General features: G+C 73.2%; 10 protein-coding genes. 6 read left to right on the top strand and 4 right to left on the bottom strand.

What is annotated here, in order from left to right:
- Positions 1 to 2 precede the first annotated feature (2 nt).
- Positions 3 to 455: a MarR family winged helix-turn-helix transcriptional regulator gene (locus ACZ63F_RS25350; RefSeq protein ID WP_351956092.1), complete on the top strand. Its 453-nt coding sequence runs from the start codon at positions 3 to 5 to the stop codon at positions 453 to 455.
- A 53-nt stretch (positions 456 to 508) separates the two neighbouring features.
- Here ACZ63F_RS25350 and ACZ63F_RS25355 read toward each other — a convergent pair whose 3' ends face one another.
- Both ACZ63F_RS25355 and ACZ63F_RS25360 read right to left on the bottom strand, forming a co-directional pair.
- On the bottom strand, positions 509 to 1846 hold the full coding sequence (locus ACZ63F_RS25355) for a cation:dicarboxylate symporter family transporter (protein ID WP_469713892.1): 1338 nt from the start codon (positions 1844 to 1846) through the stop codon (positions 509 to 511).
- A gap of 175 nt (positions 1847 to 2021) precedes the next feature.
- On the bottom strand, positions 2022 to 3620 hold the full coding sequence (locus tag ACZ63F_RS25360) for a peptide-N4-asparagine amidase (RefSeq protein WP_469713893.1): 1599 nt from the start codon (positions 3618 to 3620) through the stop codon (positions 2022 to 2024).
- A gap of 142 nt (positions 3621 to 3762) precedes the next feature.
- Here ACZ63F_RS25360 and ACZ63F_RS25365 point away from each other — a divergent pair, with 142 nt between their 5' ends.
- Complete coding sequence (locus ACZ63F_RS25365; protein ID WP_469713894.1) at positions 3763 to 5277, top strand: M1 family metallopeptidase; 1515 nt, start codon at positions 3763 to 3765, stop codon at positions 5275 to 5277.
- Positions 5278 to 5490: 213 nt separating this feature from the next.
- Entirely contained in the window at positions 5491 to 7491 is a 2001-nt protein-coding gene (locus ACZ63F_RS25370) for an N-acetylmuramoyl-L-alanine amidase (protein ID WP_469713895.1), read from the top strand.
- Positions 7492 to 7524: 33 nt separating this feature from the next.
- Here the strand turns inward: ACZ63F_RS25370 and ACZ63F_RS25375 are convergent, their stop codons facing one another.
- Positions 7525 to 8346, bottom strand: coding sequence for a L,D-transpeptidase family protein (locus ACZ63F_RS25375; RefSeq protein WP_469713896.1), 822 nt, complete (start codon positions 8344 to 8346; stop codon positions 7525 to 7527).
- Between the two features lie 205 nt (positions 8347 to 8551).
- Here ACZ63F_RS25375 and ACZ63F_RS25380 point away from each other — a divergent pair, with 205 nt between their 5' ends.
- The 3 genes from ACZ63F_RS25380 to ACZ63F_RS25390 all read left to right on the top strand — a co-directional run bounded on the left by ACZ63F_RS25380 (position 8552) and on the right by ACZ63F_RS25390 (position 13496).
- On the top strand, positions 8552 to 10585 hold the full coding sequence (locus ACZ63F_RS25380) for an ABC transporter ATP-binding protein (protein ID WP_469713990.1): 2034 nt from the start codon (positions 8552 to 8554) through the stop codon (positions 10583 to 10585).
- Entirely contained in the window at positions 10582 to 12363 is a 1782-nt protein-coding gene (locus tag ACZ63F_RS25385; protein WP_469713897.1) for an ABC transporter ATP-binding protein, read from the top strand. The genes ACZ63F_RS25380 and ACZ63F_RS25385 overlap by 4 nt, the downstream gene beginning before the upstream one ends.
- A gap of 143 nt (positions 12364 to 12506) precedes the next feature.
- Positions 12507 to 13496: a D-cysteine desulfhydrase family protein gene (locus tag ACZ63F_RS25390; protein WP_469713898.1), complete on the top strand. Its 990-nt coding sequence runs from the start codon at positions 12507 to 12509 to the stop codon at positions 13494 to 13496.
- Here ACZ63F_RS25390 and ACZ63F_RS25395 read toward each other — a convergent pair.
- The gene (locus tag ACZ63F_RS25395; protein WP_469713899.1) at positions 13455 to 14183 is read right to left on the bottom strand and encodes a hypothetical protein; all 729 of its coding nucleotides are present in this window, start codon (positions 14181 to 14183) and stop codon (positions 13455 to 13457) included. The genes ACZ63F_RS25390 and ACZ63F_RS25395 overlap by 42 nt on opposite strands.
- Positions 14184 to 14586 lie beyond the last annotated feature (403 nt).

Raw genomic sequence — 14586 nt, forward strand, 5'->3', positions numbered from 1 at the left:
GCATGAGCACCCCCGACCCCGACGGCCCGCTCGCCGAGCAGTTGCTGCGCCTCACCCGCAGGGTGTGGCGGATCCAGAAGCGCCATCTGGCGGCGCGCGATCTGGGCGTCACCCCCGCCCAGTCTCGGCTGCTGCGCACCCTCGCGCACTACGAGGCGCCCCCGCGCATGGCCGACCTCGCCGAGCGCCTGGAGGTGGTGCCGCGTGCGGTGACGACACTGGTCGACGGTCTGGAGGCGAGCGGCAAGGTGTGCCGGGTGCCGGATCCGACGAACCGCCGGGTGACCCGGATCGAGATCACGGACGAGGGGCACGAGACCCTGCGCGAACTGCGGGCGGCGCGGCGCTCGGCGGCCGCGGAGATCCTGGCTCCGCTCTCGCCGGAGCAGCGGGAGATGCTGGCCGGACTCCTGGACACACTGGTCGACGGTCCGGTGGCGGCGAAGCACTGCTGAGGCACGCCGAAGCGGCTCCCCGCCGGTGAGGGGAGCCGCTTCGGCGCACCGTCTCAGCCCTCGGACACCAGTTCCCCGGCCGGCTCCTCCGTCACGGCCTCGGCCTCTGCGCCCAGCACCCGCTTCGCCCGGTCCACGTCCAGGGCGCCCTCCCAGCGGGAGACCGCGAAGACGGCCACGCAGTTGCCGAGCAGGTTGGTGACGACGCGCATCGAGTCCATGATGCGGTCGACGCCGAGCAGCAGGGCGACGGCACCGGCCGGAACGGCCCCGAGCGAGGAGGCGGTCGCGGACAGCGCGAGGAAGGCCGAGCCGGGGATGCCCGCCATGCCCTTGCTGGTGAGCATCAGCACCAGGACCACGGTGATCTGCTGACCGAGGCTCAGGTCGACGCCCACCGCCTGGGCGATGAACAGGGTGCCGATGGAGAGGTAGAGCGAGGCACCGTCGAGGTTGAAGGAGTAGCCGGTGGGCAGCACCAGCCCGACCGCGTCGTCCCGGGCGCCCGCCCCGCGGAGCTTCTGCATCACGCGCGGCAGCACGGACTCCGTGGAGGCGGTGCCAAGTGCGAGCAGCAGTTCCTCGCGGATGTGGCGGACGAACCGCCAGAGGCTGAGCCCGGTGAGAAGCTTCAGGGCGAGGGCGAGCAGGGCGACGAAGAGCGCGGCGGCCGCGTAGCACAGGACGATCAGCTTGGCGTAGGTCTCGATGACACCGAGGCCGTACTGGCCGATCAGGACGGCCGTCGCGCCGAAGACGGCGACCGGGGCGAGACGCATCACGAAGCCGACGACGGCGAAGACGATCTCCTGGGCCTGTTCGACGGCGGGCAGCACCTGCGGCACCCTGGTCCGCCCGAGGTGGAGCAGCGCCGCGCCCACCAGGCAGGCCAGCACGAGCACCTGCAGCAGGGAGTTCTCGGCGAAGGCGCCTATGAAACTGGTCGGCAGGGCGTCGAGGACGAACTCGGTCGTCGTGGGCAGCGAGCCGCCGCCCGTCTTGGCGTCGACCGCCGTGGCGCTCAGCGTGGCCGGATCGACGTGCATCCCGGCGCCTGGCCGGACGACGTTGGCGGCGACGAGTCCGATGACCAGCGCCAGCGTACTGGCCACCTCGAACCAGATCAGCGCCTTGAGCCCGATCCGCCCGAAGGCCCTGAGGTCACCGGCCTTGGCGATGCCGACGACGACCACGCAGAACACCAGCGGCGAGATGACCGTCTTGATGAGCCGGGTGAAACCGTCGCCGAGCGGCTGGAGGTCCGAGGCGAACCCCGGCCACAGCCGCCCGACGACGATGCCGAGCACGAGCGCGCAGGCGACCTGCGCGAAGAGGGAGGTCCTCAGTTGGCGTACGACGCGGCGCGGCAGGGACGGTGGGGACAGCGGCACGGGCACTCCTGTGGGGGATCGACTCGCCGAAGCCGAGCGGGACTTCTGCGATGCGGAAAGCGGTTTCCGTGTCGATCACTCTGGAGGGGTTCCTGATCCCGTGGGAGACCGCGGTGTCACAGCCGTGTAAACAACGTGCCGGGTGACGCGTCGCACACAACTCGGCCCGCGTCGCTCAGCAGCGGCTGCGGTCGACCGTCAGCACCCCCTGTTCGGTGGCCAGCGAGCGGTCGTAGCAGCCGTCCGGGCCGTACAGCCGGTAGCGCTCGCTCGACGTGCCGACCGCGTGCCGCTGGTCGCGCGCCACGTCCAGGGTGTACGTCGCGTCCCCGGTGTAGGTGTCGTCGAGCCGTGACCAGCCGCCGCCGGACCGCCGGACCGCCGCCCGGTCGCCGAGGGTGAGTTCGGTGCGCAGCCGGTCGTCGGTGCCGATGGTGGTGGCGCCGTTCATGGTGTACGTCCGGTCGGTGCGGGTTGTCCGGGGCGCACCGCCCGCCCGGACCGTGACGCTCTGGTCGTCCGTCCAGGTGGCGTCGAGGGCGTCCGTCGTCTCGCCGTCGTTCCAGCGGTGCACGGAGGTGTTGGCCAGCGTGCGGCTGACGGTGGTGGTCACCCGGCCGTGCGAGGTGTCGACGTATCCGGAGACGGTGAGGCGGTGCCCGGCGTCGGTGCCGACCCGGTACTCCCCCGCACCCGGGGTGTAGACGGAGGAGTTGACGGGATCGGAAGCCGTGGCCCCGGTGAGCCCGCCGGTGACCCGGGCCCGGTGCGCGTCCTGCCAGACCAGCACGTTCACGGGGGCGCTCCAGCCCTCCTGCCCCTCGGGGACTCCTGCGACGGAGACCTCGATCTGGTGCGGGCGGCCGTCGTCGAGGATCCCCGCGAACGGCGTCAGGTCGTACTCGATCGGCTTGACGTCGAAGGCGCGCGGGCCCGGCACGACATACCAGAGGAACGGGTTGGACCAGCCGCCGGTCCACACGTTCGGGAACGGCGCGGCGATGCCCGCCAACCGGCCGTCGACCTTGATCTGCACCTCCCGGTAGGGGCCCTTGTCCGCCTTGCAGGAGTACGGCGCCGGGTCGGCCACGGTCAGGTACCAGAACTCCTCGCAGCCGCCGCCGGACCCGGTGGCGTACACCTCGGCGACGATGCGTTCGCTGTTGCGCGGGGTGGTGAGGGTGGTGCCGTCGCCGGCCAGGGTGAGCACCCTGTCGGGTACCGAGGCTTCGGGACGTCCCGCGTAGAAGGTGAGGGTGGCCCTGACGTCGATGACGCCGGTGTAGGTGTCGTCCACGACGTTGCCGACGAGCATCTCGACGTCCTGTGCGGAGCGGAAAATGTCGCTGTAGCGGGTGACGTCCTTCTCCACGTGCCACTGGATGCCGTCCGGCGAGGGCTCGGGGGTGGAGGTGCGCAGCACCTCGACCCCGCCGACGTGCAGGTAGCCCAGGCGGTCGTACTGACGGCCCTTCACCTTGCCGTCCAGCCGCAGCACGACCTTGCTCCAGCCGCCGCCGCAGTCCCGCGGGGGCGTGTACGTTCCCCGGTACGGCGTGAAGTCGCGGAACTGGGCCTCGGCCAGAATGACTTGGCAGGACTTGGCGCCCTTGGGCACGGAGACCGGCGGGGCCGCGGTCACCGGGTCGTGCCAGTCGGTGCCGAACTCGGCCGGGACGTCGGCGGCACGGGCGGCAGGCGCTCCCGTGCCGAGGAGCGCGCTCGCCAGGAGAGTCGCCCCCGCGAGCATGGACATGACGATCCGTCGTCTCATGGCCGGTGTTCTACGGGGAGTTGGCCACCGCCCGCAACGGCGGGACCGGTGGACAACGGGCCGTTCGGCCACCCCGGCCGGGCGGCCGCACACCACGGCCGCAAATGGTGCTATAAGCGGATGACGCTGCCACAGTGCTGCCATGAAGATCACGACCGCTCGCGCCCTGCGCACCGTCCTCGCCCTCACCGGCGCCGTAGCGCTCACCGGCACCGGTTGTTCGGGCGGTGCCCCGCACCGGGGCCACGGCTCCGCCGCCCCCGGCGCCTCGGCTGCGTCGTCCGGCGCCGCCCCCGCTCCCGGCGCACCCGGCATCGGCGACCCGCTCATGCCGCTGGACGGCAACGGCGGCTACACGGTCCGCCGTTACACGCTCGACCTCGACTGGCGGGCCCCCGGGACGCCGTTCCCGGCCGGTACCACCATCAGCGCCACCGCCACCCAGGCCCTGTCCCGCTTCGACCTGGACTTCGCGGGCAACACGCTGCACCGGGTCACCGTGGACGGCGCGCCGGCCGGCGCCGTGCGCGACGGCGACGAACTCGTCGTCACGCCCGCGCGGCCGATCCCGCGCGGCAGGACGTTCACCGTCCGCGTCGACTACACGGCCGACCCGAACCAGCGACGGCAGCGGAGCGACGCGATCCGCACGTACGGCTGGGTGCCCACCCCCGACGGCACGGTGATCTGCGCTCAGCCGGACGGCGCCAAGATGGTCTTCCCGGCCGACGACCATCCCAGCCTGCGGGCCCCCATGACGTTCCGGATCACCACCCCGCCGGATCTCAGCGCGGTGGCCAACGGCCGGCTCGTCGAACGCGTCCGGCAGCCCGGCGGGCGGGTCCAGTGGACGTACGACTCCGAGGAGCCCATCGCGGCACAGCTGATCCAGGTGGCGATCGGGAAGTTCACGTTCGTCGCCGGCCGGGGGCAGGGCGGGCCGGCCGTGCGGGACGTGGTGCCGGACGACCTGGTCACGGACACCGAGGCCGAACGCTCGCTCACGCCGCAGCACCTCGCCTGGCTGGAACAGCACCTCGGCCCGTACCCGTTCAGCCGCTACGGCGTCCTCGTCGGCGACACCGACCTGCCGGTGGCGCTGGAGACGCAGTCGCTGTCCCTCGTCCCGAAGGACGACCTGCTGGGCGACCGCGTCGATGCCGAACGCAATCTCGTGCACGAGCTGACACACCATTGGACGGGCGACAGCGTCGCCGTCAGACGCTGGTCCGACCTGTGGCTGAGCGAGGGTCACGCCCGTTTCTACGAACGGCTGTACTCCGCCGAGCACGGCGGCGTCAGCATGGAGGACGCCATGCGGGCGGCCTACGAGCAGCACGACCAGTGGCGCCACGACGACGGCGCCCCGGCGGAGCCCACGGAGCCGACGCTGTTCAAGGTGATGCGCTACGACGGCTCGGCGCTGGTGCTGTATGCCCTGCGGGAGAAGGTCGGTGACGCGACGTTCGACCGGATCGAACGCACCTGGGTGACCCGGTTCCGGGGGCGCGCGGCCGGAACGAAGGACTTCGTCGCGCTCGCTTCCCAGGTCGCGGGCGAGGATCTGACGCCGTTTCTGACGCCTTGGCTGTACGGGCCCCACACCCCGCCGATGCCGGGGCATCCCGACTGGCAGGTGGACCCCGTCGAGGACTGAGCCGCGCGGCGCGTGGCCGGCCGCGGCCGACGGGCCGTTGCCCGCCGACCGGGTGGCCTCTGCCGGAGCGCTGGGCCACCCGGTCGACGCTCGGCGCGCCGTGTCGCGCCGGGCACGGAAACGTACGAGGGGTGACGTGAAGGGCAACCCCCTTGCCCTGGTTGCGACGAGCGTGCTTGGAGACCCTCAGCAAGCGGTTGGAGACCCTCTGGTATGAGAAGAACTGTCGCCGAACATGTGCCCAGTGCCCTCCGGACGTGCACCCTGACGGCCTGCCTGATCGCGACGGCCGCGCTGCTGCCACCGCTGCTGATCCTCCCGGCGTCCGGTACCGACGACTCGGAGGAGCAGAGTCTGCAGAACGCCTTCACGAACGCCTCGCGCGAGTTCCACGTACCGCGCAGCGTGCTCATGGGCGTGTCCTACATGCAGTCACGCTGGGACACCCACCCGGGCGCCCCGAGCATCGCGGGGGGCTACGGCCCGATGCACCTGGTGGACAACACCCTGGTCCGCACCCCGGACCGGTCACCCGCGCCGGGCCCGCCGGAGGCGGACGGCGGCAAGGCCGACCCGCTCACCGGAACGGCGTTCGCCGCGGGCGGCCACGCCGTGCGACCCGCCGACCTGGAACGCGCCGCACGGCTGATCAAGGTCCCCGCCAAACAGCTGCGGACGGACGCCGTCGCCAACGTACGCGGCGGCGCGGCGCTGCTGGCCGCCACCCAACGGCACCTGGGCAAGCCGCTCAGCACCGACCCGGAGGACTGGTGGCAGGCGGTGGAACGTTTCCCCGGTACCCGTGACATCACGTCGGCGAGGACGTACGCCAACGACGTCTTCGGGCTGATCCGCCGGGGCGCGCACCGGACCACCGCCGAGGGCCAGAAGGTCGACCTCCCCGCCACCCCCGGCGTCAGCCCGCACCCCGGCCCGCAGGCCCCCAAGCGGCCGAAGGAGGTCGAGTGCCCGGCCGACCTGGCCTGCGACTGGCTCGCCGCCCCCTACGAGGAGATCGACGAGGACGGCGACTACGGCAACCACGACCTCGCCGACCGGCCCCGGGACCAGCGGATCGAGTACATCGTCATCCACGACACCGAGTCGACGCTGCCGAACATGTTCAAGACCGTGCAGGACCCGACCGAGGCGTCCTGGCACTACTCCATCCGCTCCAGTGACGGCCACATCACCCAGCACGTCAGGACCAAGGACGAGGCCTGGCACTCCGGCAACCAGTTCGTGAACGCCCGCTCGATCGGCGTCGAGCACGAGGGGTTCCTCGCCCACCCCGGCACCTGGTACACGGAGCAGATGTACCGGTCCTCGGCCCGCCTGGTGCGCTACCTGGCCAAGAAGTACGACGTCCCGATGGACCGGCAGCACATCTTCGGCCACGACAACGTGCCGTCCCCGACCGGCGACAGCATCCCCGACATGCACGAGGACCCCGGGCCGTTCTGGGACTGGCGGCACTACTTCGACCTCCTCGGCGCACCGTTGAAGGCCACGGCCGGACCGGACAGTCCCATGGTGATGATCCTGCCGGACTACGCCACCCACAAACCGCGGTACACGGGGTGCGAGGGCGAGGGCAAGCGGTGCCTGCCGCACGGCTCCAGCGCCGTGCGCCTGTACACCCGGCCGGACGAGAAGGCTCCGCTGATCCAGGACCCGGGCCGCAGGCCGGACGGCGACCCGTCCACGGAGGACGTGAGCGACCTGGGGTCGCGGGTCTCCACAGGCCAGACCTTCGCCGTGGCCGACCGCAGGGGCGAGTGGACGGCGATCTGGTACCAGGGCAACAAGGCGTGGTTCAAGAACCCCGCGGTGCACCCGACGGCCGTCGGTGCGAGCGGCCGCATGGTGACGCCGAAGGAGGGCCTGGACGAGATCCCGGTGTTCGGGCGGGCCCTGCCGGAGCAGGAGGCCTATCCGGACGGGATGGAGGAGGAGGACGACACTCCGCTGCCGTACACCCTTCGGGCGGGCCAGCGGTACGTGACACAGTCCGAGCTGGGCGGCTCCTACGTCGAACGGTCAACCATCTCCGCCACACCCCAGCCCGTGGTGGTGGGTCAGCAGCGGTACTACGAGATCCAGTTCGGTCACCGGCTCGCCTACGTCCGGGCGGACGACGTGGACGTGCTGGACACGCACGCCGACGGCACGACGGGCGCGGCCGGGAGCGAGGCCGTCCCGGACGGCCAGTGACCACAGCCGGACCACGGACCGCACCGGACCCGCTCAGGACAGCAGGGCCGGCCGGTCCCCCATCACCACGACGGGATCGCGGGCCGGGTCGAGGGTGCGCAGCAGGTACGCCATGGCCTCCCTGGGCAGGCCGATGCAGGCAGAGGTGCCGCTGCCGTGGTCGAGGTGCAGCCAGATGGCGCCGCCGCGGGCGGCGCCCAGGGGGCGCGTGGTGTCGTGCGGCGGTGTGCCCCGCAGGCGGTTGTAGTCGATGGCGATGACGTAGTCGAAGTCGTGCCGGTAGGCCCGGCTCCAGGAGTGCGGGGGTGTGTAGAGGTCCCGGCCCTGCGCGTAGGAGAGCCGGGTGCCCGGGTTCGGGAGCACTCCGCCGGCGTCGGTGACGGTGAAGACGCCGACCGGGCTGCGTCCGTCACCCGCGTGGTGGTCGGTGGTCCAGCCGGACCGCCCGTTGTGGGCGGGCCAGCTGCCCGCCGGTTGCCAGCCTCGGTCCCGCCGGGTGTACAGCACGACCGTGGAGTCGGCCGAGTCCGCGCCCTCGCCGTACACGGCGACGACCTGGCGGGTGTCCGCGGGGATCTCCGCCTGCAGCAGCCCGCCGACTCCCGGCAGCCGGCCCGGATCCCCGACCGGCACGGACCGGTCAGGCTGCTGCCAGTCCGGGTCCGCCGCGGCGGCCCGCGGGGCCGGTGGGGCCGACGCGGCCGGCGGAACTCCCGGAGCCCCGACGTGCGGCCCCGGCAGACCGTTCTTCGCGCCGCCGCCCGGTGACGCTTCGCAGGCGCTCAGGGTCACCAGGACGGCCCCGATCACCGCCGCCGCCGTGACGGCCGTCCGCCGGACACTCTTGATCTGCACCCGGCCATCCTGGCATCAGATATCGGTCAATTAATTGAATTTCATGTCATTCAGCGCGTTCGGGCTGGCAAGCCCTGACCTGAAGGCAGTGGATTGCGCCGGTCGGCGCGGTCGGCGCGGAAAACCGTTTGATTTCGACCACGCTCCGAGGCGAACCTTTCACGGCTTGTCGCCACCTCCCCCCGACCCGAACCGCTGGGACGCCATGCAGATTCAAGATCTTCCGTATTCCGATCCCGGCGTGCCGGACGCGCGTTCGGGCCCCCGGTTCCTGTGGTGGCTGGGACGGAATCAGCTGGGCGGTCAGCTCAAGGCACTGGCCTGGGGGCTGCTGCACTTCGTGTCCGTCTCCGCGCTCCCGTTCTGCGTGGGCCTCGCCGTCCAGGCCGTGGTCGACCGCTCCGGCACCCGGCTGGCCCTGACGGGCGGTCTGCTGGTGCTGTGCGGCGCGGCGATCGCCGTCGGCGACACCTTCCTGCACCGGTCCGCCGTCACCAACTGGATCACCGCGGCGGCCCGGGTCCAGCAACTGCTCACCCGCAAGGCCGCCCTGCTGGGCTCCGCGCTGACCCGCCGGGTGGCGGCCGGTGAGGTGGTGGCCGTCTCCACCGGCGACGTGGAGAAGATCGGCTGGTTCGTGGAGGCGGTCTCACGCTTCACCGCCGCCGCGCTGACGGTCGTCGTGGTCGGCGTCGCCCTGGTCTTCTACCAGCCTGCCCTCGGCTGGGTCGTGGCCGCCGGGCTGCCCCTGGTGGCGCTGTCCGTGCTGCCGCTGCTGCCCCGGGCCACCCGGCGCGCCGACCTCCAGCGCACCAAGGCCGGCCGGGCCACCGAGCTGGCCTCCGACACCGTCGCGGGACTGCGCGTGCTGCGCGGCATCGGCGGCGAGGACCTCTTCCTCGACCGCTACCGCCGCGCCTCCCAGGAGGTACGGCACGCCGCCGTGCGCAGCGCCCGGATGTGGTCGTTGATCTCCGCGATCCAGGTGCTGCTGCCCGGGCTGCTGCTGATCGCGGTCGTCTGGCACGGCGTCCACCTGGCCCGGCAGGGCCGCGTCACCGTCGGCGAACTGGTCACCGTCTACAGCGCGGTGATGATCCTCAACTACCCGTTGCAGCACTTCACCGAGATCGCCATGGCCTACTCGTTCTCCCGCCCGTCGGCGAAGCGGGCGGCTCGGGTGCTCTCCCTGGAACGGGCCACGGACACGGGCGGCTCACGGGCGGACACGGTGCCGGAGGGCGACCTGTACGACCCGGCCACCGGCCTGCTCGCCCCCGCCGGCCGGCTGACCGCCGTGGTCTGCGGCGACCCCGACGCGGCCGGACTCCTCGCCGAACGGCTCGGCGGTCACCCCGCCGACGCCGGCACCTCGGTGCTGCTCGGCGGCGTACCGCTCGACGAACTGTCCCTGGAGGCCGCCCGCACCGCGGTGCTCGTACAGGACAAGGACCCGGTGCTGCTCTCCGGATCGCTGCGGGACCTGCTCGACGTGCCGGCCTCCGGAGCCGTGCGGGCCGAGGACGCGCTGGCCGCCGCCCAGTGCGGTGACGTCCTGGAGGCCCTGGTCCAGGGCTCGCTGGACGTCGCCGACCCGCTGGACGCCCGGATCACCGAGCGGGGCCGGTCCCTGTCCGGCGGGCAGCGCCAGCGGCTCGCGCTGGCCCGGTCACTGATCACCGACCCCGGAGTGCTCGTCCTCGACGAACCGACCTCCGCCGTCGACTCGCACACCGAGGCCCGGATCGCCGAGGGCATCCGCGCGCTGCGGTCCGGCCGTACGACCGTGGTGTTCACGTCCTCGCCGCTGCTCCTCGACCGGGCCGACCGGGTGGTCCTCGTCCACGAGGGCGAGGTCGCGGCGGTCGGCGTGCACCGGGAACTGGTGCGCACCGACCGCCGGTACCGCGCGGTGGTGACACGTGAGACGGACGAGGAGGCCGCGCTGCGGGACGCGGCGCCCGAGGAGAACGCATCCGCGCTGCGCGCACGGACCGGCGAGACCGAAGGTGCGCTGCGAGGCCGCGGGACGGACGAGACGAAAGCCGCGCTGCGAGGCCGCAGGGCGGACGAGACCGAAACCGCGCTGCGAGGCCGCAGGGCGGACGAGACCGAAACCGCGCTGCGAGGCCGCGGGACGGACGAGACCGAGACCGCGCTGCGAGGCCGCGGGACGGACGAGACCGAGACCGCGCTGCGAGGCCGCAGGGCGCTGGAAGAGATCGAGGAGAGCGCATGATCGGCGTCGCACCGCCGGCGTACGACCCGGCGGCCCCGACGACGGCCACCACCCTGCCCGTCGGCGCCACCGCGACCGTCCGTGCCTACGTGGCCGAGCTGTTCCGCCGGCACCGCCGGGCCTTCGCCGTCCTCATCGCGGTCAACACGGTGGCCGTGGTCGCCTCCATGGCCGGCCCCTACCTGCTGGGCGGGCTCGTCGAGCGGGTCTCCGACGGCGCGCGCGAACTCCATCTGGGCCTGACCATCGGCCTGTTCGTGCTCGCGCTCGCCGTCCAGTCCGTCTTCGTGCGGGAGGTACGGCTGCGGGGAGCCGTGCTCGGCGAGCGGATGCTGGCCGATCTGCGCGAGGACTTCCTGGTCCGGTCGGTCGGGCTGCCGCCGGGCGTGCTGGAGCGGGCGGGCACGGGCGACCTGCTGTCCCGGATCACCACGGACATCGACCGCCTCGCCAACGCCATGCGGGAGGCGGTGCCGCAGCTGTCGATCGGCGTGGTCTGGGTCGTGCTGCTGATCGGCGGGCTCGTGGTGACGGCTCCGCCGCTGGCGGCCACCGTGCTGCTCGCCCTGCCGCTCCTGGTGGTCGTCTGCCGCTGGTACTTCCGGCGGGCGCCCTCCGGCTACCGCTCCGAGGCCGCCGGGTACGCGTCCGTGGCCGCCGCCCTCGCGGAGTCCGTGGACGCCGGGCACACCATCGAGGCGCACCGGCTCGCCGCCCGCCGCATCGCCCTGTCCGAGCGCCGGGTCAAGGAGTGGACGGCGTGGGAGCGCTACACCCTGTGGCTGCGGTCGGTGCTGTTCCCGGCCGTCAACGCCACCCACACCACGGTCCTCGGCTCGGTGCTGATGATCGGCGGTGTCTTCGTCCTCAAGGGCTGGATCGACGTCGGCCAGCTGACCACGGGCGCGCTCATCGCCCAGATGCTCGTCGAGCCGGTGAACCTGATCCTGCGCTGGTACGACGAGGTCCAGGTGGCCCAGGTGTCGCTGGCCCGGCTGGTCGGCGTCCGGGACATCGAACCGGACGCCGGGGACGCGGCGCTGGCCCCGGCCGGCCGGGAGGTGCACGCGGACGCGGTCCGCTTCGGCTACCTCCAGGGCGTCGACGTGCTGCGCCAGGTCTCCCTGGAGGTGGCGCCCGGCACCCGGCTGGCCCTGGTCGGCCCCTCCGGCGCCGGCAAGTCCACGCTCGGCCGGCTGCTCGCCGGGATCTACGCGCCCCGGGACGGCCGGATCACCCTGGGCGGCGCGGAACTCTCCCGGATGACCGCCGAGCGGGTCCGTTCCCATGTCGCCCTCGTCAACCAGGAGCACCACGTCTTCGTGGGCTCCCTGCGCGACAACCTGCTGCTCGCCCGGACCGACGCGGCGGACGCCGAGCTGTGGGCGGCGCTCGGGGCGGTCGACGCGGACGGCTGGGCACGGGCCCTGGAGGAGGGCCTGGACACCGAGGTCGGCTCCGGCGGGCTCGGCCTGACCCCGGCGCAGGCCCAGCAGATCGCGCTGGCCCGGCTGGTACTGGCCGACCCGCACACGCTGGTCCTGGACGAGGCGACCTCGCTCCTGGACCCGCGTGCGGCCCGCCACCTGGAGCGGTCCCTGGCCCGGGTCCTGGACGGCCGGACGGTGGTCGCCATCGCGCACCGGCTGCACACCGCCCACGACGCGGACGTCATCGCCGTGGTCGAGAACGGCCGGATCAGCGAACTCGGCAGCCACGACGCGCTGGTGGCGGCCGACGGCGCCTACGCTGCGCTGTGGCGGTCCTGGCACGGCTGACGGGCCTGCGGGGCTCCCGCGGGCGGCGCGAGGCTGACGCCGGACCAGGCGGCGCAAGGCCCGTGCCGGACGAGGCGCTTCCCCGCGAGAGCATGGGGTGCACCGGGACCGGCACGCGGGCACGGAGACGAAGGGGTTGTCGGATGGGCACGACGCGCGAGGAGCACCGCAAGGTCACCCTGGCCTCCTGGCCGACACCGCTCGAACCCGCCCCGCGGCTCGCGCAGGCACTGGGACTGGGGCCGGACGACCTGTGGATCAAGCGGGACGACCTGATCGGGCTCGGCGGCGGCGGGAACAAGGTCCGCAAGCTCGAGTGGACCTGCGGACAGGCCCTCGCCGAGGGCGCGCGCACCCTGGTCACCAGCGGGGCCCCGCAGAGCAACCACGCCCGCCTCACCGCGGCGGCCGGGGCCCGGCTCGGCATGGACGTGGTGCTCGTCCTCGCGGGCGAGCCCACCGGCACGGCCGCGGGCAACCTGGCACTCGACGGCCTCCTCGGCGCCCGGATCGTGTGGGCCGGCGCGGTCGACGGAGCCGGACTCGCCGCCGTCCTCGACCGTGTCGTCGCGGAGCTGCGCGAGGGGAACGCGGCTCCGGCGCTCATCCCCTTCGGCGGATCGAGTCCCCTCGGCGCCCTCGGCTACGTCGACGGCGGCCACGAGCTCCTCGCGCAGGCTCCCGACCTCGCCACCGCCGTGGTCGCGCTGGGCAGCGGTGGCACGATGGCCGGGCTGGTGCGTGCCCTGGGCGAGGACCGCGTCCTGGGGGTGCACTGCGGGGCCGTGGCGGATCCTGAGCACACGCTCGGCCTGCTCCTGACGGAGCTGTACGCGCCCTCCCCCGCCCCGCGGCGGCCACGGCTGCGGCTCGACCAGGTCGGGGCCGGTTACTCGAGCCTCACCGAGCCGGTGGCCGAGGCGGTCCTGCTCGCCGCCAGGACCGAGGGGCTCGTCCTGGATCCCGTCTACACCGGGCGGGCCATGGCCGGTCTCGTCGCGGCGGTGCGCGAGGGGGACATCCGCCCGGGTGAGCGCACCGTCTTCGTCCACACCGGAGGACTCCCCGGGCTCTTCGGCCACGATGAGGCACTACGACGGGCCGGAGCGGTCCTCTCGGACCGCACCGTGTGACCCGGGCGGCCCGCGAAACGCCGCCACCCCGGACGCCCCGGCGAGGGGAAGGGAGCACTCGACCTCGACCGTCGTGGTGACCCGGGTGAGCGCGGGGCGGCGCGGGACCGAGCCGAACCCGAACCGCACAGGAGGTTCGACCGGGGTGAGCGCGCCCAGGTCCGCACCGTCGTAGGTGCCCGACAGTTCACGGATCGCGAGCAGGTCCCGCGCGCCGTACCACTCCCTGCGGCCCCTGCCCGCGGTACCGCGGGTCCGCACGCCGGGCACCAGCACGCGGGCGGCCCCGTCCGTGATCGCGGACCACGCCGGACGGCCGGCGAGCGGGCCGGGGACCGCGCGCAGCAGGTGGCCGAGGAGCGTGCGGCGCCCGGTGGTGAAGCGCAGGCGGAGCGGTCCGGCCGTGACGGTCCAGGTGTCGGCGCGCACGGCGACGTCGACCGGTACGACGTGCACCGCGTCGAAACCGTAGGTGCCGCTGACGAATTCCGCCGTCCGCCGGGTCGGAGCGAGCAGCAGCCGTTCCCCGTCACCTCGTTCCAGCATCACGTCGCTGAACGGGCCGAACGGCGACCGGGGCCAGTGGCCGAGCACGACGCGGGTGCCGGAGGCGGTGCCGAGGCCCGCGATCCAGCCGTCGAAACGCAGCCGGGCGCACCGGGCACCCGGCCGCAGCACCCGCCTCATACGTCCGCCCCTTCCCTCGTGGCTCCGGCACGTTCTTACCCGGCGAAGGCCGTCGGGTACCCGCCGCCCCCGGACCACAGCCGTCGGTCTCCCCGCCGGCCGACCGAGGTGATGGCGGACAGGCCGTCGGCGCCGCCCAGCCGACGCATACATCACATAGTGCGGCAAATCGAATGCGCGCCTCGCACAGGTCGGTGCGCTCTCCCTGGACGACCGGTCCGAATGCGCTGGTTGCGCCCGCCGCGCCCGCGTGCCGTTGCGCGGGTGCGAGCAGGGGTGGAAGGCTGGAGAGCGGCACCGGTTCGGGGGCCGGCCGCGAACCGTCAGGTTCTCGGCGCACGCGCCCCCTGGCCGGAATGCCGGCGGCCCGCCGTACGGACCGCGTCCTCACTCCCTGGAGGTA

The organism is Streptomyces sp. NPDC104761, from assembly GCF_055583445.1.